At 73.5% G+C, this 25,604-nt stretch carries 24 protein-coding genes and 1 pseudogene; 12 read left to right on the top strand and 13 right to left on the bottom strand.

The window, feature by feature from the left end; genetic code table 11:
* Positions 1-114 precede the first annotated feature (114 nt).
* On the top strand, positions 115-1,623 hold the full coding sequence (locus tag QOL16_RS01935; RefSeq protein WP_065961448.1) for a threonine/serine exporter ThrE family protein: 1,509 nt from the start codon (positions 115-117) through the stop codon (positions 1,621-1,623).
* Between the two features lie 164 nt (positions 1,624-1,787).
* Here the strand turns inward: QOL16_RS01935 and QOL16_RS01930 are convergent, their stop codons facing one another.
* Together QOL16_RS01930 and QOL16_RS01925 are read right to left on the bottom strand one after the other, a co-directional pair.
* Complete coding sequence (locus QOL16_RS01930) at positions 1,788-1,982, bottom strand: DUF2795 domain-containing protein (RefSeq protein ID WP_071246479.1); 195 nt, start codon at positions 1,980-1,982, stop codon at positions 1,788-1,790.
* Positions 1,983-2,140: 158 nt separating this feature from the next.
* Complete coding sequence (locus QOL16_RS01925; RefSeq protein WP_139197405.1) at positions 2,141-2,818, bottom strand: TetR/AcrR family transcriptional regulator; 678 nt, start codon at positions 2,816-2,818, stop codon at positions 2,141-2,143.
* Between the two features lie 151 nt (positions 2,819-2,969).
* On the opposite strand from QOL16_RS01925, the gene QOL16_RS01920 reads away from it, so the two are divergent.
* On the top strand, positions 2,970-3,293 hold the full coding sequence (locus QOL16_RS01920; RefSeq protein WP_065961453.1) for a hypothetical protein: 324 nt from the start codon (positions 2,970-2,972) through the stop codon (positions 3,291-3,293).
* A gap of 105 nt (positions 3,294-3,398) precedes the next feature.
* On the opposite strand, the gene QOL16_RS01915 is transcribed toward QOL16_RS01920, so the two are convergent.
* Positions 3,399-4,325, bottom strand: a complete 927-nt coding sequence (locus QOL16_RS01915) for an SDR family oxidoreductase (RefSeq protein WP_065961500.1) — start codon at positions 4,323-4,325, stop codon at positions 3,399-3,401.
* Positions 4,326-4,551: 226 nt separating this feature from the next.
* On the opposite strand from QOL16_RS01915, the gene QOL16_RS01910 reads away from it, so the two are divergent.
* Positions 4,552-5,382 carry a hypothetical protein gene (locus QOL16_RS01910; protein WP_139266461.1) on the top strand — a complete coding sequence of 277 codons (831 nt, stop codon included), beginning with the start codon at positions 4,552-4,554 and terminating at the stop codon, positions 5,380-5,382.
* Positions 5,383-5,442: 60 nt separating this feature from the next.
* Here the strand turns inward: QOL16_RS01910 and QOL16_RS01905 are convergent, their stop codons facing one another.
* From QOL16_RS01905 to QOL16_RS01885, 5 genes are all read right to left on the bottom strand, one after another.
* A complete protein-coding gene (locus QOL16_RS01905; protein WP_071284962.1) occupies positions 5,443-6,225 on the bottom strand; it encodes an endonuclease/exonuclease/phosphatase family protein in 783 nt (260 codons plus the stop codon).
* 26 nt (positions 6,226-6,251) lie between these two features.
* Positions 6,252-6,812 (bottom strand): sigma-70 family RNA polymerase sigma factor, encoded by a 561-nt coding sequence (locus QOL16_RS01900; RefSeq protein ID WP_175473112.1) that lies wholly within the window; start codon positions 6,810-6,812, stop codon positions 6,252-6,254.
* A gap of 96 nt (positions 6,813-6,908) precedes the next feature.
* Positions 6,909-8,414 (bottom strand): LCP family protein, encoded by a 1,506-nt coding sequence (locus QOL16_RS01895; RefSeq protein WP_065961460.1) that lies wholly within the window; start codon positions 8,412-8,414, stop codon positions 6,909-6,911.
* Between the two features lie 151 nt (positions 8,415-8,565).
* Positions 8,566-9,216, bottom strand: a complete 651-nt coding sequence (locus tag QOL16_RS01890; RefSeq protein ID WP_071284963.1) for a GntR family transcriptional regulator — start codon at positions 9,214-9,216, stop codon at positions 8,566-8,568.
* Between the two features lie 12 nt (positions 9,217-9,228).
* Positions 9,229-11,355: an efflux RND transporter permease subunit gene (locus QOL16_RS01885; protein ID WP_071284964.1), complete on the bottom strand. Its 2,127-nt coding sequence runs from the start codon at positions 11,353-11,355 to the stop codon at positions 9,229-9,231.
* Between the two features lie 72 nt (positions 11,356-11,427).
* Between QOL16_RS01885 and QOL16_RS01880 the strand changes: the two genes are divergently transcribed.
* A complete protein-coding gene (locus tag QOL16_RS01880) occupies positions 11,428-11,826 on the top strand; it encodes a MarR family winged helix-turn-helix transcriptional regulator (RefSeq protein ID WP_071246493.1) in 399 nt (132 codons plus the stop codon).
* Positions 11,827-11,894: 68 nt separating this feature from the next.
* Positions 11,895-12,950 carry an LCP family protein gene (locus tag QOL16_RS01875; protein ID WP_071284965.1) on the top strand — a complete coding sequence of 352 codons (1,056 nt, stop codon included), beginning with the start codon at positions 11,895-11,897 and terminating at the stop codon, positions 12,948-12,950.
* Between the two features lie 85 nt (positions 12,951-13,035).
* Here QOL16_RS01875 and QOL16_RS01870 read toward each other — a convergent pair whose 3' ends face one another.
* The 3 genes from QOL16_RS01870 to QOL16_RS01860 form a co-directional block, all read right to left on the bottom strand.
* Positions 13,036-13,701, bottom strand: coding sequence for a transglycosylase family protein (locus QOL16_RS01870; protein WP_071284966.1), 666 nt, complete (start codon positions 13,699-13,701; stop codon positions 13,036-13,038).
* Between the two features lie 366 nt (positions 13,702-14,067).
* Positions 14,068-15,219, bottom strand: coding sequence for a 23S rRNA (uracil(747)-C(5))-methyltransferase RlmC (gene rlmC, locus QOL16_RS01865; protein WP_071284967.1), 1,152 nt, complete (start codon positions 15,217-15,219; stop codon positions 14,068-14,070).
* A gap of 17 nt (positions 15,220-15,236) precedes the next feature.
* Positions 15,237-16,106, bottom strand: a complete 870-nt coding sequence (locus QOL16_RS01860) for an SMP-30/gluconolactonase/LRE family protein (protein ID WP_071284968.1) — start codon at positions 16,104-16,106, stop codon at positions 15,237-15,239.
* Positions 16,107-16,327: 221 nt separating this feature from the next.
* Here QOL16_RS01860 and QOL16_RS01855 point away from each other — a divergent pair, with 221 nt between their 5' ends.
* From QOL16_RS01855 to mnhG, 6 genes are read left to right on the top strand one after another with little or no spacing between them, the layout of a single operon-like run.
* A complete protein-coding gene (locus QOL16_RS01855; RefSeq protein ID WP_071284969.1) occupies positions 16,328-19,249 on the top strand; it encodes a Na+/H+ antiporter subunit A in 2,922 nt (973 codons plus the stop codon).
* On the top strand, positions 19,246-19,704 hold the full coding sequence (locus QOL16_RS01850; RefSeq protein WP_083393914.1) for a Na(+)/H(+) antiporter subunit C: 459 nt from the start codon (positions 19,246-19,248) through the stop codon (positions 19,702-19,704). The genes QOL16_RS01855 and QOL16_RS01850 overlap by 4 nt, the downstream gene beginning before the upstream one ends.
* Positions 19,701-21,392 (top strand): Na+/H+ antiporter subunit D, encoded by a 1,692-nt coding sequence (locus QOL16_RS01845; RefSeq protein WP_071284970.1) that lies wholly within the window; start codon positions 19,701-19,703, stop codon positions 21,390-21,392. Before QOL16_RS01850 ends, QOL16_RS01845 begins: the two co-directional genes overlap by 4 nt.
* Positions 21,389-21,970, top strand: coding sequence for a Na+/H+ antiporter subunit E (locus tag QOL16_RS01840; protein WP_071284971.1), 582 nt, complete (start codon positions 21,389-21,391; stop codon positions 21,968-21,970). Before QOL16_RS01845 ends, QOL16_RS01840 begins: the two co-directional genes overlap by 4 nt.
* A complete protein-coding gene (locus QOL16_RS01835) occupies positions 21,967-22,308 on the top strand; it encodes a hypothetical protein (RefSeq protein ID WP_071246506.1) in 342 nt (113 codons plus the stop codon). Before QOL16_RS01840 ends, QOL16_RS01835 begins: the two co-directional genes overlap by 4 nt.
* Positions 22,305-22,661 carry a monovalent cation/H(+) antiporter subunit G gene (gene mnhG / locus QOL16_RS01830; RefSeq protein ID WP_083395087.1) on the top strand — a complete coding sequence of 119 codons (357 nt, stop codon included), beginning with the start codon at positions 22,305-22,307 and terminating at the stop codon, positions 22,659-22,661. Before QOL16_RS01835 ends, mnhG begins: the two co-directional genes overlap by 4 nt.
* Before the next feature lie 406 nt (positions 22,662-23,067).
* Here the strand turns inward: mnhG and QOL16_RS01825 are convergent.
* Positions 23,068-23,637 (bottom strand): annotated as a pseudogene (locus QOL16_RS01825) (NAD-dependent epimerase/dehydratase family protein); the annotation flags it as partial.
* 53 nt (positions 23,638-23,690) lie between these two features.
* On the bottom strand, positions 23,691-24,917 hold the full coding sequence (locus QOL16_RS01820; protein ID WP_065961491.1) for an MFS transporter: 1,227 nt from the start codon (positions 24,915-24,917) through the stop codon (positions 23,691-23,693).
* A 155-nt stretch (positions 24,918-25,072) separates the two neighbouring features.
* Between QOL16_RS01820 and soxR the strand changes: the two genes are divergently transcribed.
* The gene (gene soxR / locus QOL16_RS01815) at positions 25,073-25,588 is read left to right on the top strand and encodes a redox-sensitive transcriptional activator SoxR (RefSeq protein WP_071284973.1); all 516 of its coding nucleotides are present in this window, start codon (positions 25,073-25,075) and stop codon (positions 25,586-25,588) included.
* Positions 25,589-25,604: the final 16 nt, after the last annotated feature.

The raw sequence follows: 25,604 nt of genomic DNA, 5'->3' as shown, positions 1-25,604 counted from the left end.
AGGACGCGACCCGCCCGGGCACGTCAGCCCGCGTCGAGCAGACGCCCCGCGCCGCCACCGGCGGCGCTCAGCCCGCACCCGGACTCGGCGGACCACGACTGGCACCATGGCGGGATGGCCGAGCAGTTCCTCCCCGGTGTCCCGCGGCCGAGCCGCCCGCCACGACCCCGCGTCCGCGCCCTCGCGCAGCACGACATCCGCGACGCCCGGGCCCGGCTGCGCGGCACCCTGTACGAGGACGTCACGCCCGACACCCGGCCTCGCGAGCAGTACTCGCCGGTGCAGATCGTCGACTTCTGCCTCGACCTCGCCGAGGTCATGCTCGCCTCGGGGGCCGACACCCGCAGCGTCGAGACCGCCGTCGTCGCGGTGTCCACCAAGTGGAACCTCGCGCCGCTCGACCTCGACTTCTCGGGCAGCTCCGTGACCATACAGTACGCCCCGTCCGAGGGCCCGCCGCTCGTCAAGGTCCGGTCGGTGCAGTCCGACGGCTCCGACCTCGACCGGCTGGCCCGCGCGAACCAGATCGTCGACGACCTCGTGCACGGCGAACGGGACATGACCTCGGCCGTGAGCGCCCTCGTCGCCGTGCTCCGCCTGCCGCCGCGGTGGCCGACCTGGCTCGCGGACGTCGGCCTGTCCGTCCTCGGCACGTCGATCGCGATGCAGGCCGGCGGTGGGTGGCGGGCCGGCATCGGCGCGTTCGTCCTCATGCTCGGGATCATCCTGTCCGGCCGGTGGCTGACCGGTCGGGGCTTCCCGCAGTTCTTCGTGTCCGGTGCGCAGGCCGCCGTGGCCTCGGCGCTCGGCACCCTGGCGATCTGGGCCGACGTGCTCACCGCGACGGGAGCGGCCACCATGGTCGCGGCCCTGGTCGTCCTGCTGCTGCCGCACGTGTCGCTCGTGACGTGGGCGCAGGACGCGATCTCGGGGTTCCGGGCGATGGCCGTCGCCCGGGCGTTCTACATCGGCCTGGTCATCGCCGCGATCGTCGTCGGGGTCCCGGCGGGCATCGCGGTGCTGCAGTGGCTCCGGATCGAGGTCGACCCGTCCGGGATCGCCCTGCGCCCGCTGCCGCTCTGGGCATCCCTGTCGCTGACGGTGGTGTCCGCGGCGGCGAACTGCTTCGTGCAGCAGGCCAGCGCGCGCGTGATCCCGGTCGCGGTGGTGTTCTCGGTGGTGTCCGGCACGGCGCTGTGGAGCATGCGACACCTGGGCCTGCCGCTGCTCGGGGCGACGTTCCTCGCATCGGTGGTGCTCGGCGTCCTGTCCACGATCGCGGCCGCACGGATGCGGACGGCGGTGGCGGCGATCGCGGTCCCGGCGTTCTGCGGAGCACTGCTGCCCGGTGTCGCGGTGTCGAGCGCGCTGCTCGACTTCATGTCCGGTTCGTCCGGGTCGGCGATCGACTTCGTCGCCGCGGTGTCGGTCGCGCTCGGCATCGGCGCGGGGCTCGTGCTCGGCGGCCTGCTCGCGACGCCCGGTGCCAGGCGCGCCCTGCGCCGTGCCCGCCGCGTGACGGTGCACTCGGTCCACAACGACACGAGGGCGATCCCGGTCCTGCGCGACACCGGGTACGACCCCGGCAACGGGACCGTCCCCCGGGGTCCGCGGTCGCGCTGACGGCGGTGGGCGGGGCGGTGCCTGCCGACCCCTCGACGACGTCACGCGCTGGGCGACACCTCACGCCCGTGTCGAGCCGTGAGCCGTCGCCCAGCGCGTGAGATCGGACGGCGTCCGCACGGGCGGGGGCGGCGGCGAGCCCCGGGCCCGCCGCCACGCGTGCGTCAGCCCGCGTCGGAGACGGCCTTCGAGACCGCCGTGGGGGCGTCGTAGTCGCCGTCCGGGATGTTCTTCAGGGCGTCCAGGACGTCGCCGTCGGCACCCTCCTGCTCGGCCTTCGACACGATGTCGTCCTTCGACGCCGGGTAGTCGATGCCGCTGAGGTACTTCTGGACCTGGATCGGGTTCGGTGCTGCCATGTCGGCTCCTTCGCTCGGAGACCCACTGAGTACGCGCGCACCCCTGCGCGCCGTCGCGGGCAGCGCGCTCAGCGGCTCAGCGCGCTCAGCGGCTCAGCCGTCCACGGGAGCGCCGACGGCCCATCGCTGGGCCGGTCGCGGGCAGCGCGCTCCCCGGCTCAGATCTCCCAGCTGCCGCCCTCGCGCCATGCCGAGAACCGGGCGGCAGCAGCGGGCTCGTACCGCTCCATCCACCCGCGCTCGAGCCGCGCCACGGCCCGGTCGAACGCGGCGACGAGGTCGAGGTCGGCACGCAGCAGCGCCTGCAGCTGGAGCCCCTCGTACAGGGCGATGAGCTGCTCCGCACCCCGCCGCGGGTCCATCGTGTGCGGGGCTCGACCGACCGCGACGTCGTGCTCCAGCCCACGCTTGATCTGCGCGTAGAACAGCTGGTAGCGCGAGCGCAGGTACGTCGCCATCGGGTGCGCGGGGTTGCCCGCGACGGACAGCAGGGCGACGAGCAGCCGCATGAGGGCGGGGTCCTCGGCGCTCGAGGCCACGATCGCCCGGAGCAGGTCGACGGTCGACCCGTCGCCGACCTCGTGCGTGACCTCGTCCATCCGGGCGCCGTTCCACCGGTCGAGGGCCGCGAGCACGAGGCCGTCCCACGACGGGAAGTGCCGACGGAGCTCCTCGAGCGGGATGTCCATGCGCTCGGCGACCAGTCCGGGGTGCGCCTCGTGGAAGGGCACGTCGCGCAACAGGTCGACCGTCGCCCCGACGATCGTGATCCGCAGGTGCAGGGTGGCGGCCGCGGCGGCTGCCGCCTGCGTGTCCGCGCTGGTGTGTTCGAGCATCGTGCCCTCCGTCGCCGTGGACGTCCTGTCCACCACGTCCATCCAACCGGTTCGGCGAGGGGTCAGCAGCCCCCCGCACGAGTGTCGGCATGTCGGGGGACAACGGGAGTCCTCCCGACGTCCGTGCACCGCGCCGTGCGACCATCGGGACATGACTCCCGAGGACCCGATCGCCCAGGGGCTCGCCACCATGGCCTCGGCCGGCTTCGAGTTCGGCGGCGACGACGAGCAGGTCGCCCACGACGTCCGGACCATGTGGCAGCAGCTCGGTGCACCGACCGGTGCGTTCGCCGCGGCGGCGCGTGCGATCGCGGCGTTGCCCCAGCGTCCCGAGGTCCCGGTCGCCGAGCAGGCCCGGCGACGCGCCTTCGAGCGGGCCGTCGGCATCAACCCGGTCGAGGTGGAGCTCACCGCGGCCATGTCGGCACGCGAACTGCTCGAACGCATGGCCGCACAGGTGGCCGCGGACTCCTGACGGGTCGCGGCCGGCGGACGCGACCCACGGACGGACGGGAGGCGCGGTGCCAGCCGGCACCGCGCCTCCCGTCCGTCCCCACGCGCGTCGCGCGGGTGGTGACGACTACGGCGTCGGCATGCCGCCGTCGACGTGGAGCGTCTCGCCGACCACGTAGGACGACTCGCCGCTCGCGAGGAACACGAACGCGGGGGCGAGCTCGGCCGGCTGTCCCCAGCGACCGAGGTAGGTCTGCTCGCCGGCGGAGGGCAGCGCCTCCGGCGGCTGGCCACCGGCGGGCTGCAGCGGCGTCCAGATCGGGCCCGGGGCGACCGCGTTGACGCGGATGCCCTTCGGCGCGAGCTGGGCGGCGAGGCCCTTGGCCATGTTGTTCACGGTCGCCTTCGTCGCGGCGTAGTGCACGAGGTGCGGCGACGGCGCGTACGCCTGGATCGACGTGGTGTTGATGATCGTCGAGCCCGGCTTCAGGTGCGGGACCGCGGCCTTCGTGATGCGGAACGTGGCGTAGGCGTTCGTCTTGAAGGTCTCGTCGAACTCCTCGTCGGAGATCTTCGTGATGTCGTCGACGTTCTGCTGCTTGCCGGCGTTGTTCACGAGGATGTCGAGCCCGCCGAGCTCGTCGACGGTCTTCTGCACGAGCTCCTCGCAGAAGGCGAGGTCGGTGATGTCCCCCGGGAGCGCGACGGCCTTGCGACCCGCAGCCTCGATGAGCCCGACGATGCGGTCGGCGTCCTCCTGCTCCTCGGGCAGGTACACGATCGCGACGTCGGCGCCCTCGCGTGCGTAGGCGATCGCGACGGCCGCGCCGATGCCCGAGTCGCCGCCGGTCACGAGCGCCTTGCGGCCCTGCAGGCGACCGGAGCCGCGGTAGGTGTCCTCGCCGTGGTCCGCGGGGACGTTCTTCGCCATCTCCTCGTCGGTCCCGGCACCCTCGAGGTACTGCTCGTCGGGCTTCTTGTCGGCGTACATCGCCGTCGGGTCCTGCATCGTGTACTGGTCCACCGCTGCCGCGTCGTTCTGCTGCTCCGTCATGTCCCGCACGCTACGCACGGGCGGACCCCGGCCCGCCCAGGCGGGTGTCCCCCGCGGTCGGGCACGGGCCGTGGGGCGCCCGGGGGGGACGGGTCGTGGGGCGTCCCGGTGCCCGGCCGTGGCGCCCTCGGGTGACGTGTCCTCGAAGATCACGAACGCGTGACGACCAGGACGCGATCCGGTAACACCTGTCGTCCTGCCGGTCGGCGCCCCGTACGGTCGAGTGGTGACCCTCCGGACCAAGCTGGCGCTCGGCGCTGCCCTGCTCGCCCTCACGGCGGGCTCGGTCGGCGTGGACGCCACCGGCATCGGCGGCGTGCCGTCCGCCCGTGCCGGCGAGGAACCGGCCGGTACCACCACGACCTCGACCCCGTCCGTGTCCGTCTCGGCCGGCAAGCTGAAGCGGATCGACACGATCGAGCTCGGTGCCGAGTCGCTCGTGTTCCGCGACGACGACAAGACCGTCGCCGACGTCTCCATGCGCGACGCCGCGTCGACCGTCGACCTGCTCAACCGTCTGCTCGGCACCCCGTCCCGCACCCAGACCGCGGTCGGCGACGGCGGCGCGTGCTTCCCGTCCGGCACCACCTACACGTGGGGCGGGGCCGTGCGCGTCGCAGCCCTCACCACGCCCAGCACGCTCGGCAACGCGGTCGAGATCCGGGTGCTCCGCGACAGCGTCCGCTCGCGCACGGGCGCCGAGGTCGAGCTCACCGGGCCGGACGGCGTCCAGGTCGGCGACGACGTCGGGGACCGGCTGCAGGACGCGCCCCGCTCCGACAAGGTCTCCTTCGGGGACGGTGACGCCCGGGCCTGGCAGCTGCTGCTCGAGGCCGGATGGGCACCGGCCGCCGACGACCGCGCGGCCGAGGGACAGGGCCAGGCGGGCCAGGGCCAGGGCCTGGACGAGAGCCAGGGTCAGGACGCTGGCACGGGTGACGGGCACGACACCGGCGACGACGAGTCCGGCACGAACGGCGTCTCGGCGCTGACGAACGGCACCGTGGTCAGCGTGCTCGGGTCACCGATGCCGGTGCACGCGCAGCGCTCCTGCTGACGCCGGCGTCCGCGCCGTGTCCCCCGCTGACCGCGAGCCCCCGCGGCGGGCCGTGACCCCTCAGACCCGGATGGTCGCGACCACCGGGAAGTGGTCGCTCGCCGCCCACGTCTCCGGCCCGTCGTGGTCGATGCGCACGCGGTCCACGCCGGCCACCCCACGCGTCATGACCCAGTCGATCGGCTCCCCGGAGTCGACCGGCGCGCGCCAGTCGTTGAACGTCGCGGTGCGGTCCCCGGGGTCACCCGCGGCGAGCCAGGCGTCCTGGTAGCCCGCGTCGGTGAACACGTGCCACGCCGGACCCGCGCCGGCCGGCTCGTTGCAGTCCCCGGCGAACACGTGGGGCCCGTCGAGCACGCTGAGCCGCTCGACGACGAGGGCAGCGCTCCGGCGCCGGACGTCGTCGCCGTGGTCGTTCGCCTCGTGGTCGAAGTGCGAGGTCAGGAGCGTGAAGGCCTCCCCCTCGGCGTCGAGGAACCGGGCGTGGTTCGCGATCCGCGGGTACAGGCTGCCCCACGTGTTCGAGACCGGCTCGTCGGGGGTGTCCGACAGCCAGAACGACCCCGTGTCGACCGGGCGCAGTCGGTCCCGCCGGTAGAACACCGCGGCGTGCTCCCCCGCGGTGCCGCCCTCGCGGCCCTGCCCGACGTCGTCGTGGTCGGGCAGCCCGGCGCGGAGGTCGTCCATCTGGTGGGCGAAGGCCTCCTGCACGCACAGCACGTCGGGGTCGTTGCGGCGGATCACGTCGAGGACCAGCGGCAGCCGGGCCGGCCAGTCGTGCCGGGGGTCCGGGTTCTTCACGTTGTAGGTCATCAGGGTGATCGGACGCGCGGCGTGGCTCACCGGTCGAACCTACCGATGGACGTCTGTCAGGGCGTCAGGCAACGGCGGAGGGTCAGGACACCGTCGCGCGCCCGGGTCTTCGCGGTCCCGAGCGGGACGCCGAGCCGCTCGGCGAGCTCCGGGCCGCTGAGCTCGGAGAGGTGGCGCAGCACGACCGCCTCGCGCTGTCGGGGCGGGAGCGTCCGGACCGCGCGATGCAGGGCGATCCGGTCGAGCACGCCCTCGGCACGCTCGACCGAGGCGTGGTCGACGAGCTCGACCGTCCGGGCGCCGATGCGCAGGTCGCGCTGCCGGTCCGCCTGGCTCGTGCGCACCCGGTCGATCGCCCGGCGCTGCGCGATCGTCCGGAGCCAGGCCACCACCGACCACCGCGGGTCGTAGCGGTCGGCGAGCTGCCAGACCTCGAGGAAGACGTCCTGCACGACCTCCTCCGACTGCCACGGGTCGACGAGGTGGTGACGGACCCAGCGCTCGACGAGCGGGCGGAACCGGGCGTGCAGGCGGGTGAAGGCCTGGCGGTCACCGTTCGCGACGGCGGTCATCAGGGCACGCTCTTCGTCGCGGAGCGCGTGGAGTTCGGCGGACACCGTGACATTCCACATTCCGTCGCGCGTCGGTGACGAACCGACGCGCGGTGGGCCCACGGGGTCCCGGGACTTCCCCGGGACCCTGTCGGCGGGCTGTCAGTTGATGCAGACGCCGTCCTTGCCGTAGCTCTGCGCGGCAGCACTCGGTGCGGCGTCCGGACCCGCGGGCGTCTCCGGCTGCGCGGGAGCCGCGGCGGGCGCCGACTCCCCGGTCGCCGGGGTGTCGGACGCGGGGGCGTCGGGCGCGGCGGCCGTCTTGCCGTCGGTGCCGAGCACGAGCGTGACGCCGGTCACCGCGGCGGTGCGGACGGCGACGGCGCCGGGGACGACCGCGGCCACGGCCTTCGCCTGGGCCTCCTGACCCGCGGGGTACTGCACCTGGGTCGTCTGCGTGGTGTCCGACGAGCCGGGGGTCCCGACCTGGAACCCGCGGGCGGTCAGGTTCGCCCCGGCCGCCGCAGCCGCACCCGTGACGCCGCTGCCGTTGCGCACCGTGACGGTCGTCGCGGCGGGCTCGGCGGCGGTCGCCTTCGTGTACTCCTCGGGCTCGCCCACCAGGCCCTGCACGAAGGCGGGCAGACCGACCGTGTCGACCTGGACGATCGACAGCGACGACCCGCCGACCTTGATCGTCGGGGTGCCGAGGATCGGGATGGTCGCCGACTTGATGTTCCCGGGCCGCAGGTTGCGCATCTGCGTCGCGAGCGACACGAGGTCGGTGTCGGTCTGCACCGAGCCGCCGACGGCGCTGAGGATCGCGTTCATCTTGACGGGGTTGAGCAGGGTGCCGGCGGACAGGACCTTGCGGGCCTCCTGCGACAGGAAGTACTGCTGACGGACGCTGCGGTCCAGGTCGCCGTTCGGCAGCCCGTGCCGCTGGCGTACGAAGGACAGCGCCTGCTTCGCGTCGAGCGTCGAGTTGCCCTTCGGTAGGTCGACGCCGGAGTACGGGTCGCGCACGGCGTCGTTCAGGCACACGTCGACGGGACCGAGCTCCTTGACGACCTGGTAGAAGCCGAGCAGCGAGACCCGCACGTAGTGGTCGATGGTCAGACCGCTGAGGTCCTGGATGGTCTGGATGAGGAGCTTCGCGCCACCGGTGTCGCCGCCGCCGTTGAGCGTGCCGTAGTAGAAGGCGCTGTTGAGCTTGCCCTTGCCGACGCCCGGGATCGGGACGTACGAGTCGCGGGGGAACGAGATCATCGTGGCCTGCGAGCCGTCGGCGCTGATGTGCAGCACGATCATCGTGTCGGTGTTCGTCGCCCCGCCGTCGGACTCGGTGCTGAGCTCCGCCATCTCCTCGGGCGTCGCGTTGTCCGGCCGGTGGTCGTCGCCCACGAGCAGGATGTTCTGCGCCCGCCCGTCGACGTCGTCCTCGTCGTCACCGGAGGCCCGCGGGGCGATCGCGTCGATCTTGGTGATGCCGTTCGACAGGCTGGCGTACGCGAACGCCGCGTACCCGCCCGTCAGCGCCAACCCCATCGCGAGGACCCCGGCGACCGCGGGCAGGACGACCCCGCCCCCTCGCTTCTGGCGCCCGTGGCGCGGCGGCACGTGGCCGCGGCGGGCACGGCGCGTCGTCTGCTCCGGTTCGATGCTCACCCGGAAACCATAACGGCCCGTCGCAGAACGGACAGGGAAACCGCTGGGGATCGCCTGGCCGGCGCGACGGGACCACCGACGGACGGGAGGCCCGTGGCGGCGCCGCCACGGGCCTCCCGTCCGTCGGTGTGGTCGCGTCGCGACCCGCGCGTCAGTCGCGCGCCGGCAGCAGGTGGATCGCCTCCATCGCGAGCTCCGCCGCGATCGGGTCGACCGCGAGCACGGCCGCGCGGAGCTTCGCGAGCTCCGGCAGGACCACCTCGGCGGGCACGAGTTCCGCGAGCTCGGGGACCCGCAGCCGGAACGCGAGCCCGTCCGTCGTCGCCCGGCAGAGCTGCGCGAGCGTCGGGTTCCCGCAGGCGTCCGCCCACAGCGCGTAGACGTCGGCGCCCTCGCGTGCGACCTGGTCCGCCTGGTCGCCCTCGACCCGTGCCGTCACGTCGTCGAGCATCGCGACGATCCGGTCGCGCTGGTCGTCGGTGCAGCGCGGCACCGCGAGCCGGACGACGCCGCCGTAGATCACACCGAGCGTGCGGTAGGCGTCGAGCAGCTCCTCCTTGGTCGGCGACGCGACGCGGGTGTAGCGGTTCGGCGCCATCTCGATCAGGCCGGCGCGGGCGAGCTCGGCGAGGGCTTCGCGGATCGGCGTGCGGGAGACCCCGAGCCAGGCGATCAGGTCGTCGTCGTTGAGCCGCTCGCCCGGCTCGAGCGTGCCGTCCATGATCGCGTCACGGATCTTGTCCTGCACGGTGTCGCGGAGGAGCTTCCGCTCGGCGGCCGGCTGCGTGGAGGGTACGGGCATGGGACCAGCGTGTCACATGTCATGGGCCGGACGCGACAGGCGCGACGGCCACCAGGCGCGGCGGTCGAGGTCGTGGACGACGGCGGGGACGAGCAGGGACCGGACCACGACCGTGTCGAGCAGGACGCCGAAGGCCACGATGAACGCGATCTGCACGAGGAACAGGATCGGGATGACGCCGAGGGCCGCGAAGGTCGCCGCGAGGACGATGCCGGCCGACGTGATCACCCCGCCCGTCGCCCCGAGGCCGCGGAGCACGCCCTCGCGCGGGCCGTGCCGGAGCGCTTCCTCGCGCACGCGGGTCATGAGGAAGATGTTGTAGTCGACGCCGAGCGCCACGAGGAACACGAACGAGAACAGCGGGACCGAGGGGTCGGCGCCCGGCAGGTGCAGGACGTGGTCGAAGACGAGCGCGCCGACGCCGAGCGCGGCCGCGAAGGACACGATCACGCTGCCGATGAGCACGAGCGGCGCCACGATGCTCCGCAGCAGCAGCATCAGGATGAGCAGGATCACCACGAGCACCACCGGGATGATCACCGTGCGGTCGCGGATGCCGGTGTCGTTCGTGTCGAGGGCGGTCGCGGTGACGCCGCCGACGAGGGCGTCCGGCGACACCCGTTCGACCGCGGTCCGCAGGTCCCGCACGGTATGCTCCGCCCGCTCGGAGTCCGCGGGCGCGGCGAGCGTGGCCTCGAGGAGGACGTCACCCCGCGACACCGTCGGGTCGACCGACGGCCCGCGGGCACCGGCGGCGTCGCTGCCCACGGGGGTGGTCCCGGACGGACTGTCCTTCGCCGCGGCCACGACACCGTCGACCCCGTCCACGGAGCGGATCGCCGTGACGAGCCGGTCGAGGTCGCGCTCCGGGCCGATCACCTGCGCGGGGCTGCCCGAGCCGCCCGGGAAGTGGTCCGCCAGGACGTCCTGACCGTCCCGCGCCTGCGAGGCCCCGATCACCAGGTCGCTCTGCGGGACACCGTCCGCCCGGAGCCCGACGACGCCCGCGCCCATCGCGAGCAGGGCGACCGTGCAGACCACCCACACCGTGCGGGTCCGACGCGCCACGAGCCGCCCGACCCCCGCCCAGAGGCCCTTCGCGTCCGGGCCGGTGAGCACCCGGTGCGCGCTGCCGTACGCCGGTCGCAGCGGCCAGAACGCGGCACGGCGGAACGCCAGCAGGAGTGCCGGCAGCAGGGTCAGCGCGGCGAGCAGGCTGAACGCGATGCCGATCGCCGCGACCGGTCCGAGCGCCTTGTTCGAGTTGAGGTCGGAGAACAGCAGGCACAGCACGCCGACGATGACGGTGCCGCCCGAAGCGACGATCGGCTCGAACGCACCGCGCAGGGCCGCCTTGGTCGCGTCCCAGCCGGTCCGGTGGTCCCGGAGCGCCTCGCGGTAGCGCGCGGTGTAGAGGAGCGCGTAGTCGGTCGCGGCACCGATCACCAGGATCGACAGGATGCCCTGCACCTGCCCGTTCACCGTGACGACGCCGGCCTCCGCGAGCCAGTACACGACGAGGATCGAGGCACAGAGGGCGAACGTCGCGGTGCCGAGCACGAGCACCGGCAGGAGTGGTGAGCGGTACACGACGACGAGGATCACGAAGACCGCGGCGAGCGCCACCCCGAGCAGGATGCCGTCGATGCCCGCGAACGCCTCGGTCAGGTCGGCCGTGAAGCCCGCCGGGCCCGTGACGTACCCACGGAGCCCCGACGGCAGGGCATCGTCGACGTCCGCGCGGATCGCTGCCACCGCGTCGCCCGTCTCGGCGTCCTGGGTGAGCGTCGCGACGATCTCGACCGCGTCGCCGTCCTCGCTCGGGATGACCGGGCTGACCCCCTGCACGTCGCTCCGGTCGCCGAGCGTGGCCGCGAGCTGCTCGGCCGCGGTCCGGTCGCCGTCGCGGAGTCCGCCGTCCCGGTCGAGCACGATGATCGCCGGGGCGCCCGAGGCCTGCCGGAACGCCGCCGAGCGCTCCTGCACCTTCGTCGCGTCGGCCGAGGCGGGCAGGAAGGACGTCTGGTCGTTCGTGGCGACGTCGGAGATCGTGCCGAAGACCGGGCCACCGACGGAGGCGACGACGAGCCAGACCACGATGACGACGGCGGGCAGCACGATGCGGAGGAAGCGGGACACGACGGCGAGCGTACACCGATCGTCAGCATGCTGACTACTTTGCGGCGCCGGGCGCGGCCGTAGACTCCGAGCATGCACGAGTCCGCCGAGGAGTGGCCGCTCGGACGGCTCCTCTCCGCCGCCGCACGGGCCGTCGAGCGCGACTGGGACGAACGCCTGCGCGCCGTCGGCCTGACGCACGCCGCACTCGTCGCGATCGACATCCTGCTGCGCACAGGGCCCACCGGCGCCGACACCCTCGCCCGGACCGCCCGCGTGCAGCCGCAGACCATGTCCCGCACGCTCGAGCGCGCCGAGCGGGACGGCCTGGTCGAGCGCACGCCGCACCCCGAGGACGGCCGACGGCGGGTCGTCGCGGTCACCGAGGCCGGCAAGCGGGCCTGGGACACCGCGCGGCACATCGAGCGCGAGGTCCTGCCGGACGACCCGGACCTGCGCCGGCGGCTGCTCCAGGTCCTCCGCAGTACGTGACATTCACATATCAGATGCTGTAATCTCCTCGGAGTCGGCGACCCTGCCGGCCCGACCCGAGGAGTCCCGTGTCCGAACGCCGAGCCGCCCGCGCAGCCGAGGCCGCCGCAGCCGCAGCCGCCCGCACCAGCAGGGCGCCCCGGCAGCGACGACGACGTCCGCTCCTCCGCACCCTGGCCGTCGCCGTCGCGTCGCTCGTCGGCGTCGCCGCGGTGCTCGCCGCGGCCGGGGCCGTCTTCGTGGGCGACCTCGTCCGCAGCTACGACGACGGCCGCACCGTGATCGCCGACGCGCTCCCCACCGGCGAGCGCCCCGCGCCGTCCGGCACCGCGGTGAACGTCCTGCTCATCGGGTCGGACTCCCGGGCGTCGGCCCGGGGCGCGGCCTGGGACGGCACGGGCGGCGGCCGCTCGGACGCCCTCATGCTCGCGCACGTGCCGGCCGACCGGCACGACGTCACGGTCGTCTCGGTGCTCCGGGACACCTGGGTCGACGTCCCCGGGCACGGGCGCGCGAAGGTCAACGCCGCGTACTCGTGGGGCGGGGTGCCGTTGACGGTGCAGACCGTCGAGCAGTTCCTGGACGTCCGGATCGACCACGTGGCCGAGATCGACTTCGCCGGGTTCGAGGACGTGACCGACGCCCTCGGCGGGGTGACCGTCGAGTCGCCCAGCGCCTTCCGGTCGCGCGGCCACGACTTCGTCGCCGGACCGAACCGCCTGGACGGCGAGCAGGCGCTCGCCTTCGTCCGCGAGCGGTACGCGTTCCCGGATGCCGACCGCACCCGTGTCCGGAACCAGCAGGCGTTCCTGCGCGGCGTGTTCCAGCAGGCGCTGTCGGCGGGCACGCTCACGAACCCCGCCCGGCTCGGGGACTTCGTGGCGGCGACGAGCGCGCACCTGTCCGTCGACGAGGGCCTGGACGCGCGGACCCTCGCCGACCTCGGGTGGTCGCTCCGCGGGATCGGCAGCGACGACCTGCACACGGTCACGATGCCGACGTCGGGCAGCGGCACGAGCCCGGACGGCCAGGCGTACGTCACCGTGACCGAGGCCGACCGCCAGGCACTGTCCACTGCCCTGCGCGCCGACGACCTCGACACGTGGAGCGCGGGCGTCCGCTGACCTCGCGGGACGGGACCCCGCCCGCACAGCACGAGACCCCCGCGACGCGTGGTCGCGGGGGTCTCGTGTCGGATCGGGAGGTCGATCAGGCGGGGAGCTGGAGCTCCTGGCCGGCGTAGATCAGGTTCGCGTCGTCGATGGTCGGCGTGTTCGCGGCCCACAGCTTCTGGTAGCCGCCGTCGATGCCGAGCTTCGTCGCGATGCTGTCGAGCGTGTCACCCGACTGGATCACGTACGTCTTCCCGCTGGTCGGGACCGCGGCGGGCTTGCTCGGCGCGGTCGCCTTCGGGGCGGCCTGCACGGGCGTGCTCGGGGCGGTGCGCTGCGGGGTCGCCTTCGGGGCGACCTGCTTCGGCGCCGCCTGCTGCGGGGCGGCCGGGGCCGCTGCCTGCGGGGCCGCACCGGCGGTCCCGCTCAGGCCGAGCTTCGCGGAGCAGGCGGGCCATGCGCCCCAGCCCTGCGAGGCGAGGACGCGCTCGGCGACGGCGATCTGGGCCTCGCGGCTGGCCGAGGCCGGGTTGCCGGCGCCGCCGTTCGCCTGCCAGGTGCGGAGGTTGAACTGCAGGCCGCCGTAGTATCCGTTGCCGGTGTTGATGGCCCAGTTGCCGCCGGACTCGCACTGCGCGAGGGCGTCCCAGGTCGATCCGGACGCGGCGTTCGCGGGTGCTGCCGCCAGGCCGACACCGGTCGCGGCGATGCCGGCGAAGGCCAGGCCGCCGACGATGGTGCGGGTACGAGAAAGCTTCTTCATGGTTGATCGCTCCACCGGGACCACGGACACGGGTGCTGCGCACGCGCCGCTCCGGTCGCCACTGCCCGTCCCGACCGATCGCGGTCACGTTGTGGGGGTGCGCCTCCGGGGGCAGTGGTCTCGTGCCGGGGGCGCCTCGGTCGGCAACCATAGGAAACTCGCCGCCGTTATCAAACCGAGACCAAGAGTCGACCCCTCGACCATTGCGTACCCCTCCCGTGTTCCTGTACACACCGATCGCCGCATCCGCGGCGATCGGGCTGTACCCGGGTACACGACCTTGGCAGTTCCCTGGCAATGCGTCGGCCTGGAGGCCCGTGGCGGGCTGGCACCGTGCCTCCCGTCCGTCTCCTGGTCACCTCCTGGTCAGTCCCTGGACAGCAGGGTGACCGCCTCGAGGTGCCCGGTCTGCGGGAACATGTCGAGCACGCGTGCGCGGCGCAGCCGCAGCGACGGCATGCGGGCGAGGTCCTTCGCCAGGGTCACCGGGTTGCAGCTCGAGTACACGACGTGCTGCACGTCGGACTCCTCGAGCCAGGTCGCCAGCGTCTCGCCGATCCCCCGCCGGGGCGGGTTCACGACCACGAGCTCGGGGACCGTGCCCGGGCGGGCGCGCAGGGCGTGCTCGGTGGCGTCGTCGGCGGCGAACCGGACGTCGGCGAGGCCGGCCTCGCGTGCGGACTGCGCGGCCGACCGGATCGCCTCGCGGCTGGTCTCGATGCCGGTCACCGACCGTCCGGGCCGGGCGGCGTGCAGGGCGAACCCGCCGACGCCGCAGTACAGGTCCCACATGCTGGCCGGTGCGACCTCGTCGATCCAGGTCGACGCCTGGTCGTAGAGCTGTGCGGCGACGGACGCGTTCGTCTGGAAGAAGGACTGCGGGCGGAGGTGCATCGTGACGTCGCCGAATCGCATCGGCAGCGTCTCCTGCGCGGTGAGGACGACCTCGCGGTCCCCCTCGGTGACGGCCTTGTGCTCCGGCAGCAGGTTCGCGGTGACGACGACGGCCTGCGGGAGCACCGTGCGCAGCCGGTCGAGGTGGTCGCGGAGCCGCGGCAGCTGCCCCTCGGAGCGGAGGACGAACCGGACCATCAGCTCGCCGTCCGGCGACTCCGTGACGAGGACGAACTTCAGCTCGCCCCGACGCGCGGCGACGTCGTACGGGATCAGCCCGACGTCCGCGACGAACGCGGCGAGGACCGGCAGGGCGCGCTGGATGCCGGGCGTGCAGATGCCGCAGTGCCGCAGGTCGACGCCACGCTGCCGGTGGTCGAGGATGCCCACGGTCGGGTGCTGCACCGAACCGCCGACGACCATCTTCGCCTTGTTCCGGTAGCCGGACTCCGGGCTGGTGATCGCCGGGAGCCAGGTGACCGCTCCGGGCCCGCCGGCGTGCTCGACGGCGTCGTGCAGGAGCTCGCGGGTGCGGAGCTCCTTGTCGAGCACCTGGTCGGCGTAGGGCTGTCCCATCAGGGTGCAGGACCGACACACCCCGCGGTCGAAGTAGTCGCACTGCATGGCCGGGTCAGCCTACGTCAGCGAGCGGTCGCGTCCCGCGTGGTCGTGCGGATGCGGTGGACCGAGGTGGTCGCGGTGACGAAGAGCGTGCGGCCGTCGGCGCCACCGAAGCACAGGTTCGCGACGACCTCGGGCACGGGGACGTCGCCGATCCGGGTGCCGTCCGGCGCGAACACGGACACCCCGCGGTGCGTCGAGGACCAGACGTTGCCGTGCTCGTCCACCCGGATGCCGTCGGGGACGCCCTCGCCCGGGTCGAGCCGGACGAACTCGCGGCCGTTCTTCACGCGCACGCCGTCCCGGTCGTACGCGCGGATCACCGGCCGGTCCCCGGAGGAACTCGCGACGTAGAGCACGCGCTCGTCGGGGGAGAACGCGAGACCGTTCGGCTCCTCGCAGTCGAGCACCACCGGGCGGAGGTCCTCGCCGGCGGGGCCGCACCGGAACACCCAGTGGTCGCCGTACTCCCGCTCGCCGGGGTGCCCCTCGCGCGGGTGCGTGATGCCGTACGCCGGGTCGGTGAACCACACGCTGCCGTCCCGGGCGACCACGACGTCGTTCGGGGAGTTGAACCGGACACCGGCCCAGGCGTCGACGATCGGTGTCACGACCCCGTCCCGGTCCCGCTCGACCCGCCGGCGCCCGTGGGAGCACTGCACGACCGAGCCGTCCCGGTCGAGGACCCGCCCGTTCGTGAACTCGACCCCGGTGGCGTACTCGCTCGTCTCCCCGGTGTCCGCGTGCCACTGCAGGATCCGGTCGCCGGGGATGTCGGACCACCGCAGGGTCCTGGTCTCCGGGATCCAGCACGGCCCCTCGGCCCAGGTGCTGCCCGTCGCGATCCGCTCGAGCGCGGTGGGGTCGGGCACGAGGTCGGTGAGCTGCACGGGTCCTCCTCCGAACGGGTGGCCGAACCGGTGTCGGCCCGCCCAGGCTACGTGCACGGACACGGTCCGGACGCGTGGCCGCCGCGCGGGGCAGAGTGGTGGAGGAGTCGGCTCCGCGGAGCCGGCGGCTGTCCGGCCGTACAGGGAGTTGCCAACCGCCTGCTCGTAGGCTGTGAGGGCCCAGTGAGCCGGACTGCAGCCCGACCCCGAGGAGGTGCCCGATGGTCTCCGTCCTCGTCGCGTTCGCGATCGTCGCCCTGATCGTCCCCGCCCTGACCCCCCTGCTCGGTCGACGCGTCTTCTACGTCGCCGCCCTCGCCCCCGCCGCCGCGGCGGTCCTGACGGTCGTGCAGACGCCCCGCGCCCTCGGTGCCGGTGTCACCAGCAGCTGGGAGTGGATCCCGCAGCTCGACCTCGCGATCGCCCTGCGGATGGACGCCCTGTCGTGGGTGCTCGCCCTCGTGGTGTCCGTCGTCGGTGCCCTCGTGCTCGTCTACTGCGCGTCGTACTTCGGCCGCGACGAGCCCGGCACCGGTCGGTTCGCCGGGGTCCTGACCGCGTTCGCCGGGTCGATGTACGGCCTGGTCGTGGCCGACGACGTCATCGTGCTGTTCGTGCTGTGGGAGGCGACGACGGTCTTCTCCTACCTGCTCATCGGGCACGACGCCGCGAAGCGTGCCAGCCGGGCCGCGGCCATGCAGGCGCTCGTCGTGACGACCGCGGGCGGGCTGGCGATGCTCGCCGGGCTCGTCGCCCTGTCGGTCACCGCCGGCACCACGAGCCTGTCCGGCATCATCGCCCGGGCGCCGGAGCTCGTCGACCGTCCCGGGCCGCTCGTGCCCGTCGCGGTCGTGCTCGTGCTGCTCGGCGCGCTCACGAAGTCGGCGATCGTGCCGTTCCACTTCTGGCTCCCCGCGGCGATGGCGGCGCCCACCCCGGTCAGCGCCTACCTGCACGCCGCCGCGATGGTGAAGGCCGGCATCTACCTCGTCGCCCGTCTGGCACCCGCCTTCGCCCTGCTCACCGGGTGGCGGGAGACGATCACCCTGCTCGGGGTCCTCGGCATGCTCGTCGGCGGGTACCGCGCACTGCGGCAGACCGACGTCAAGCTCCTGCTCGCCTACGGCACCGTCGCCCAGCTCGGCTTCCTCGTGGTCGCCGCCGGGTGGGGTGCCCCCGCGGTGGCGCTCGGCGGCGTGGCGCTGCTCGTCGCGCACGCCACGTTCAAGTCGACGCTCTTCCTGGTCGTCGGGGCCGTCGACCACGTCACCGGGACCCGGGACCTCACCCGGCTCAGCGGGCTCGGCCGCCGGATGCCCTGGCTCGTGGTCGTCAGCGTGCTCGCGCTGGCCTCGATGGCCGGCATCCCGCCGACGATCGGCTTCGTGGCGAAGGAGGCCGTGCTCACCGGCTTCGTCGAGGAACTGCACGGACCGCAGGCCGGGTGGGCGTGGTTCGCCCTCGTCGGCATCACGCTCGGGTCGGTCCTGACCGTGGCGTACTCGCTCCGGTTCCTCTGGGGCACCTTCGCCCGCAAGCCCGGCGTGCCGGACACCGAGGCGCACGGGGTGCACGGCCTCGGCGTCGTGCCGTCCCTCCTCGCCGGCACCGGTCTCGCGCTCGGGCTGCTCACCCCGGTCGTGGCGCACGGCATCGAGCCCGCCGCCCGGGCCGCCGCGCTGGCCGACGGCGAGGTCCCGCACCTGGCGCTGTGGCACGGCCTCGAGCCGGCGCTCGGCATATCCGCCGTCACGCTCGTCGGCGGTGTCGCGCTGTTCCTGCTCCGCCGCCCGGTCGAGGCGTTGCAGCACCGGCTCGCCGGGTCCCCCAGCGCGTCCGGCACCTACCGGCACGTGATGCGCGGGCTCGACCGCTTCGCGACCGGGCTGACCGCGAGCGTCCAGCGCGGTTCGCTGCCGTACTACCTGACCGTGATCCTGTCGGTCTTCGTCGCCGGGGCCCTGGCCAACCTCGTGCTCGGCGGCCCGTGGGCGTTCCACGTCCGGTTCGCCGACTCGTGGGGCCAGGTGCCGGTCGTCGCGGTGATGGCCGTCGCCGCGGTCGCCGTCCTCACCGCGAAGACCCGGTTCGCCGCGGCCGTCCTCGTCGGCGTCACCGGCTACGGCATGTCGGTGCTGTTCGTGCTGCACGGCGCGGTCGACCTCGCGCTCACGCAGCTCGTCGTCGAGACGGTCACGCTCATCGCCTTCGTGCTCGTGCTCCGGCGCCTGCCCCCGCGCATCGCGACCGCCAACCCGTCGCGCTTCCGGGTCGTCCGGGCGCTGTTCGCCGCGCTCGCCGGCGTCACGCTCGCGATCGTCGTGGTCGTGGCCGCATCGGCCCGCACCGCCGAGCCGCTCTGGCCCGACCTGCCCGCGCTCACGAGCTCGTTCGGGCACGGCCTGAACGTCGTGAACGTCGCCCTCGTCGACCTGCGCGGCTGGGACACCCTCGGCGAGCTGACGGTGGTCGTCGCCGCGGCCACCGGGGTCGCCAGCCTGATCTTCGTGAACTCCCGCGAGGACACGCTGCCCCGCCTCCGGGACATGCCCGACTCCCCCGACGACCGGCACCGCGACGGCGGGCCCCGCGCGTGGCTGCCGACGAGCGCCGCGATCCCCACCGGCCGTTCGGCCCTGCTCGACGTCGTCGTGCGGCTGCTGTTCCACGGACTCGTCGTGCTGTCGGTCTACCTGCTGTTCGCCGGGCACAACGCCGCCGGCGGCGGGTTCGCGGGCGGGCTCGTCGCGGGCATCGCCCTCGCCGGGCGGTACCTCGCGGGCGGACCGGCCGAGCTCGGCGCCGCCGCCCCGGTGCGTGCCGGTCGACTGCTCGGGCTCGGGGTCGCCACCGCCGCGACCACCGCGATCGTGCCGCTCTTCTTCGGCAAGGACGCCCTGTACTCCGAGTTCTTCGAGGCCACCGTCCCCGTGCTCGGCCACGTCGAGTTCGTCACCGCGACGTTCTTCGACATCGGCGTCTACCTCGTGGTCGTCGGCCTCGTGCTCGACGTCCTGCGCAGCCTCGGCGCCGAGGTCGATCGCCAGCGCCTCGAGGACTCCCGCGCCACCGTGCACGACACCACCGAGGGCGACGTCGACGACACCGCCGCCGCCTCGACCCCGGAAGGGAGCGCAGTGTGACCATCACCCTGGTGCTCGTCATCGCGATGGCGGTGCTGTTCTCGTGCGGGGTCTACCTGCTGCTCGAACGGTCCCTCACGCGCATGTTGCTCGGCTTCCTGCTGCTCGGCAACTCGATCAACCTGCTGCTCCTGATCATGTCCGGTGCGGCCGGCCGGCCCCCGATCGGCAAGACCGCCGAGGGCATCACCGACCCGCTCCCCCAGGCGTTCGCCCTCACCGCGATCGTCATCACCTTCGCCGTGAGCGCGTTCCTGCTCGCGCTCATCCACCGCTCCTGGAAGCTCTCGCGCGCCGACGAGGTCGAGGTCGACGAAGCCGACGCCGCGATCGGCCGGTCCCGCAGCGCCGACCACGACGACGACCCCGAGGCGGACTTCGACCCGAAGTCCCCCGAGGACGCCGACGACCCGCACGACGGTGCACCGCAGCCCACCGAGGAGGCCTCCCGATGACCTGGCTCGTCCCGCTGCTCGTCCTCGTGCCGCTCCTCGGTGCCGCGATCGCGCTCGGCCTGCTGCGGCACCAGAAGTTGCAGCGGGCGATCACCGTCGCGGTGCTCGCGGTCGCGGTCGCCCTCGCCGCGACGCTCATGGTGCTCGTCGACCAGCACGGCACCATCGTCGTGCAGGTCGGCGGGTGGGAGGCCCCGTACGGCATCTCGCTCGTGGTCGACCGGCTGAGCGCGCTCCTGCTCACGGTGAGCGCGAGCGTCCTGTTGCTCGTGCTGCTCTTCTCGATCGGGCAGGGGCTCGCCGCCGACGACGAGGACGCCCCGGTCACGATCTTCTACCCGACGTACCTGGTGCTCGCGGCGGGCGTGCTCGACGCCTTCCTCGCAGGCGACCTGTTCAACCTCTACGTGGCGTTCGAGATGCTGCTCGTGGCGAGCTACGTGCTCATCACCCTCGGCGGCAGCGAGCAGCGCGTCCGGGCCGGCACGACGTACATCGTCACGAGCCTCATCGCGTCGGCGATCTTCCTCGCCGCGATCGGCCTGGTCTACGGCGCGACGGGCACCGTCAACATCGCCCAGATCTCGCAGCGCGTCGCGGAGCTGCCCGAGCACGTGCAGCTGCTGCTCCACACGATGCTGCTCATCGGCTTCGGCATCAAGGCGGCCGTCTTCCCGCTGGCGTTCTGGCTGCCGGACTCGTACCCCACGGCACCGGCCCCGGTCACGGCCGTGTTCGCGGGCCTGCTCACCAAGGTCGGCATCTACGCGATCATCCGGCTCGAGACGATCATCTTCCCCAGGCCGCAGCTCAACGACGTCCTGCTCGTCGTCGCCGTGCTGACGATGGTGGTCGGCGTGCTCGGGGCCGTGTCGCAGACCGACGTGAAACGCCTGCTGTCCTTCACCCTCATCAGCCACATCGGGTTCATGGTGATGGGCATCGGGCTCGGCACGGTCGCGGGCACGGCCGCCGCGGTGTTCTACACGGTGCACCACATCGTCGTGCAGACCACGCTGTTCCTGGTGTCCGGCGTGATGGAGCGCATCGGCGGCACGACGTCGAGCCGCTCGCTCGGCGGCCTGCTCAAGGCCGCACCGCTGCTCGCGGCGCTCTACCTCGTGCCGGCGTTCAACCTGGGCGGCATCCCGCCGTTCTCCGGCTTCATCGGCAAGCTCGGCCTGTTCCGCGCGGCGGCGGAGGACGGTTCCCCGATGGCGTGGGTGACGGTCGCCGCCGGGGTCCTCACGAGCCTCCTGACCCTGTACGCGCTCATGCGCGTCTGGGACGCCGCCTTCTGGCGGCCGAAGCCGGCCGCCGAGGCGGCCGCGCCCCACGTGACCACGGCGGAACCGCACGCGCACCTGCGGTCGCCGGAACCGGCGCCGCTGACCGTCTCCGAGGAGACGGGCGAGGCGTACCACCCTGGAGGCTCGACCACCGTCACCGACGCACCGCACGCGAGCAGCGCCTCCCGTCCGGCGACCGGGTCGACGGCCACCGCAGGCGAGGCGCCGGAACCGGCGCGCCTGCCCCGCATGCTCGTCGCGGTGACGACGGTCGCGGTGCTCGGCTCGGTCGCCCTGACCGTCGTCGCCGGGCCGCTGTACGGCTACGCGACCCGCGCCGCCGAGTCCCTGGAGTCCCCCGACCGCTACGTCCAGGCCGTGCTGGGAGGTGCCCGGTGAGCGACACCCGACGGATCTCGAACGCTCGACGGATCGCCGTCGCGTGGCGCTACGAGGTGCCGCTCGTCGCCGGACTGACCGTGCTCTGGGCGCTGCTCTGGGGCTCGTGGACCGTGCTCACCCTGCTGTGCGGCGTGGTCGTGGCGCTGCTCGTGACACAGGCGCTGCCCCTGCCGCCGGTGCCCCTGTCGAAGCGCTTCTCGGTGCCGCGCGTGCTGCTGTTCCTGGTCGTGTGGGCCGGACTCGTGGTCACCGCGTCGTTCCGCGTCGCCTGGGTCGCGGTCCGACCGCGAGGCGTCCGCCGGAGCTCGATCGTGCTCGTCCAGCTGCACACCACCTCCGAGATGACCTTCACGCTCGCGACGCTGGCGATCTCGCTCGTGCCGGGGTCGTACGTCGCCGACGTGGACCTGCCGCGCCGCCGGCTGCTCCTGCACGTCCTGGACACCGAGCGGATCGAGCAGGTCGAGGCGGCGAAGGCCGAGGCGCACCGGATCGAGGAGCTCGTGATCCGCGCGATCGGCTCCCGCCACGACGTGTCCGAACTGTCCGATCCCCTGCCGGAGGTCACCCGATGAGCGCCGCAGTCGTCGTCATGGCCGTGGGCGTCCTGCTCGTCCTCGCGCTGCTCGGGGCGACCCTGGCGCTGGCCGTCGGACGGATCGTCCGCGGGCCGACGATCCTTGACCGCATGATCGGCTCGGACATCGTCCTGACCACCGCGCTCGTCGTGATCGCGGCCGCGATGGCGATCCGGCAGGACCTGACCGCGGTGCCCGTCCTCGTGGTGATCGCCGCGACGAGCGTGTTCGCCACGATCGCGGTCGCCCGGATCGTCACCCCGTCGTCCGACCCCTCCGACGAGGGCGTCGACGTCACCACGCCGGAGCACGCCGTCGAGGAGGAACGCCCGTGATCGCCATCCTGGAGTCGTTCGTCGCGGGCGCCGGCGTGCGGGCGTGGATCGCCCTCGCGCTGCTGCTCGTCGCCTCGACGCTGTCCCTGTCCGCCGCGATCGGCATCGTCCGGTTCCCGGACCCGCTCGTCCGGCTGCACGCGATGGCGAAGCCGCAGGTGCTCGGTCTGGCCCTCGCGCTGGCGGCGGTCGTCGTCGCGGTGGGGACCTGGACGGCGCTGTGGGTGGTCGTCCCGGTGCTCGTGTTCCAGCTGGTGCTCGTGCCGGTGTCGTCGCACATGATCGCTCGTGCGGGGCTGCGGTCGAACGACTACCGGCACGAGGACCTGCTCGTCGACGACACGGAGGACTGACGCCCCCGGCCGCGCGGACCGCGTCCTCGTCGTCGTCGGAGAGCCCCGCGCCGTGCGGGTGGACGGGCTGCTGCCGTTCCCACGCGAGCGCGTCCGCGAGGGTCTCGGCGAGCGGCCGCCGCGTCAGCCCGGCCGATCGCGCCTGGACCGCCGGTCGGTCGTTCATGCCCTGGTGGTCGTCGTCGGGGATCCACAGCGGCAGCGACCGCTCCCCCGCCCACGGGGCCACGCCGCGCTCGAGGAGCACCGCGTCCGCCAGCGGCACGACCGGGACGTCCGCGGCAGCCACCGTCCGTGCTGCCTCGAGGTGCCGGTCCAACGTGCGGACCTCGCCGGTGACGTCGTGGACGCCCGCTCGTCCGCCCTCGGCCGCGCCGACGAGCCAGGCCGCGAGGTCGCGGACGTCGATCACCGAGGTCGGGCGGTCCGTGCGCGCGGGCACCACCACGGGTCGACCGGTCTCGGCGGCGCGCGCGAACCGCCACGGCCAGTACCCGGAGCGTCCGGTGTGGTCGCCCGGTCCGCCGACGAGTCCGGCGCGTGCGATCGACGCGCGCTCGACCCCGAAGGCGTCGAGGACGGCACGTTCGCACGCCACCTTGGCGCCGCCGTACTCGGCGGGGTCGTCGGACGGCTCGAGCACGGGAGCGCGCTCGTCGGCACCGCGCTCGTCCTGGGACGCGTAGACGCTCACGGTCGACACGAAGACGTACCGGTCGGCGACGGGTTCGAGTGCGGTGACGGCACGTCGGACGTGGTCGGGCGTCCGTGAGACGTCGACGACCGCGTCCCAGCGGGAGCCGTCGAGCACCTCGGCGAGGGCGTCGTCGCGGTCGCGATCGGCCACGACGGACCGGGCGCCCGCGGGGACGTCGGTGCCGCGGGCGAGGCACGTCACCTCGTGGCCGCGGTCGAGGGCGTGCCGGACGACGGTCCGACCGAGCCACGCGGTGCCGCCGAGGACGAGGATGCGCATGACCCCACCCTGCCCGGGTCACCTCCGGGTGCCGTGGGCCAGGGCCGGTGTGCCTAGCGTGCGACCGGGCTCCGACGGTTGAGCAGGACGTTCACGACCGCCGCGACCACGACGAGCGCCGCCGCGTACGCCGGGAACGCCATGGCCGCCCCGGTGCCGGCCCGCTCGGCGACCTCGCCGACGACGGCGGATGCCACGGACTGCCCGACGATGACCGCCGAGCCGAGGATCGTCATCGTGGTGGCGGAGCGGCCGACCGGGGAACGGTCGGACCCGAGGCTGTACTGCGCGACGAGCGTCGGGCCGATGCCGATGCCCATCAGGCCGAGCACGACCGCGACGGCGACCACGGAGTCGGCCGTGGCGAAGGCGATCGCGCCGCCGAGCAGCACGACCCCGAACACGAGCCAGCGCCAGCCGACCCCGAACGCCCGGGGGAACGCCGCCGACCCGAGGGCGAGCGCCGCGGAGCCGATGCCCATCACGCCGTAGAGCAGGCCGGCCTGGGACGACTGGCCGTGCTGCTCCATGAAGGCGGTCAGGGCGGTGAGCGTCGACCCGAAGAACAGTCCGATGCCGAGGATGCCGACCACGACCACGACGAGGCGGGGGCGGAGCAGCTGCCGCGCGGGGGCGGTCTCCTCGTGGTCCCCGCCGCGGACGACGAGCCGCCCGGTCGGGTGCAGCGCGAACGCGGTCACGAAGACGAAGGTCAGGGCGGCCGCACCGGCGACGGCGACCCACGGGGCGATCGCGGTCGCGAGCAGGCCGACCAGGAACGGGCCGACGATGAACACGGTCTCGTCGGCGGCCGACTCGTACGCCATCGTCCCGCTGAGGACCTTCTCGTGGCGGCGAGGGGCCATCCGCTGCCGGATGATCGCGACGAGTCGCGTGCGGGACATCGGGGCCACCTGCGGGGCGGTCGCACCGATGCCGAACGACATCGCGAGCACGGCGAGGTCGGGGGCCGAGCCGGCGACGACGAACGGCAACAGCGCGAGCAGCACGGCGTTCGCCAGGCCGACCGGGACGAGGACGGCCCGCTGGCCGAAGCGGTCGGCGGCGGCACCGACGAGCGGCCCGAACAGCGCCGACCCGATGCCGACGAACGCGGAGTTGATGCCGCCGAGGGCGACCGAGTCGCGGGTGGCGACGACGAGCGTCAGCACGCCGACGACCATCATCGCGAAGGGCAGCCGCGCGACGAAGGCGATCGGGAAGTACCAACGACCGGCGAGGGAGACGAGGGACGCGTCGGAGCGTCGTTCCTGGAGCATGGGGGTGTGCCTTCTCGGCCCACCAGGTGCGAGAGCGGCGGGCCCATCGGGTGCCGCCGCTGTCCGCCGGGGTGCCGGCGGCCGGTAGATACACGGATTGCGTCCTCGATCGTACCAAGCGCTCCTGGTGCCGGACCGGTCGTAGGATCTCGACCATGGTGGAGATCGACGACGGCGGGACCGGATCGTCGAACGCAGCGCCGCCGCGGCCGACCGACCTGCTGTCGATCGGGGAGGTCGTCCGCCGGACCGGCGTCGCGGCCTCGGCGCTGCACTTCTACGAGCGCAAGGGCCTGATCCACCCCGAACGCACCACCGGCGGCACCCGGCTGTACCCGCGGCACGTGGAGCGCCGGATCGCGATCATCCAGGTGGCGAAGCGCCTCGGCATCCCCCTGGGCGAGGTGGCCGAGCAGTTCGCCGCCCTGCCCGCCGACCGGATGCCGTCGCTGCGGGACTGGGACCGGCTCAACGAGCGGTGGCGCGCGCGGCTCCGGGCCCGCCAGCTCGAGCTCGAGCGCCTGCAGCAGGAGATGACGCAGTGCATCGGGTGCGGGTGCGTCTCGCTCAACGCCTGCCTGGTGGTGAACCCCGGGGACGCGCTCGGCGCCGAGGGGCACGGCGCACGTCGGCTCCTGCCGTTCGACGACGACGAGGCAGCCCCGGCCTGACCCCGGGCCGACCGTG

Origin of the sequence: Curtobacterium sp. MCBA15_004 (genome assembly GCF_001865055.2) — a bacterium.
GTDB lineage: Bacteria > Actinomycetota > Actinomycetes > Actinomycetales > Microbacteriaceae > Curtobacterium.
Note: the sequence above shows the minus strand (reverse complement) of the source record. Positions and strands in the feature narration are given on the sequence as shown.

What these genes read in the sequence shown, in the direction of transcription:
- QOL16_RS01935 (WP_065961448.1), top strand. Translation starts at nt 115, where the DNA reads ATGGCCGAGCAGTTCCTCCCCGGTGTCCCGCGGCCGAGCCGCCCGCCA.
- QOL16_RS01930 (WP_071246479.1), bottom strand. Translation starts at nt 1,982, where the DNA reads ATGGCAGCACCGAACCCGATCCAGGTCCAGAAGTACCTCAGCGGCATC.
- QOL16_RS01925 (WP_139197405.1), bottom strand. Translation starts at nt 2,818, where the DNA reads ATGCTCGAACACACCAGCGCGGACACGCAGGCGGCAGCCGCCGCGGCC.
- QOL16_RS01920 (WP_065961453.1), top strand. Translation starts at nt 2,970, where the DNA reads ATGACTCCCGAGGACCCGATCGCCCAGGGGCTCGCCACCATGGCCTCG.
- QOL16_RS01915 (WP_065961500.1), bottom strand. Translation starts at nt 4,325, where the DNA reads ATGACGGAGCAGCAGAACGACGCGGCAGCGGTGGACCAGTACACGATG.
- QOL16_RS01890 (WP_071284963.1), bottom strand. Translation starts at nt 9,216, where the DNA reads ATGCCCGTACCCTCCACGCAGCCGGCCGCCGAGCGGAAGCTCCTCCGC.
- QOL16_RS01880 (WP_071246493.1), top strand. Translation starts at nt 11,428, where the DNA reads ATGCACGAGTCCGCCGAGGAGTGGCCGCTCGGACGGCTCCTCTCCGCC.
- QOL16_RS01870 (WP_071284966.1), bottom strand. Translation starts at nt 13,701, where the DNA reads ATGAAGAAGCTTTCTCGTACCCGCACCATCGTCGGCGGCCTGGCCTTC.
- rlmC (WP_071284967.1), bottom strand. Translation starts at nt 15,219, where the DNA reads ATGCAGTGCGACTACTTCGACCGCGGGGTGTGTCGGTCCTGCACCCTG.
- QOL16_RS01855 (WP_071284969.1), top strand. Translation starts at nt 16,328, where the DNA reads ATGGTCTCCGTCCTCGTCGCGTTCGCGATCGTCGCCCTGATCGTCCCC.
- QOL16_RS01845 (WP_071284970.1), top strand. Translation starts at nt 19,701, where the DNA reads ATGACCTGGCTCGTCCCGCTGCTCGTCCTCGTGCCGCTCCTCGGTGCC.
- QOL16_RS01835 (WP_071246506.1), top strand. Translation starts at nt 21,967, where the DNA reads ATGAGCGCCGCAGTCGTCGTCATGGCCGTGGGCGTCCTGCTCGTCCTC.
- QOL16_RS01820 (WP_065961491.1), bottom strand. Translation starts at nt 24,917, where the DNA reads ATGCTCCAGGAACGACGCTCCGACGCGTCCCTCGTCTCCCTCGCCGGT.
- soxR (WP_071284973.1), top strand. Translation starts at nt 25,073, where the DNA reads ATGGTGGAGATCGACGACGGCGGGACCGGATCGTCGAACGCAGCGCCG.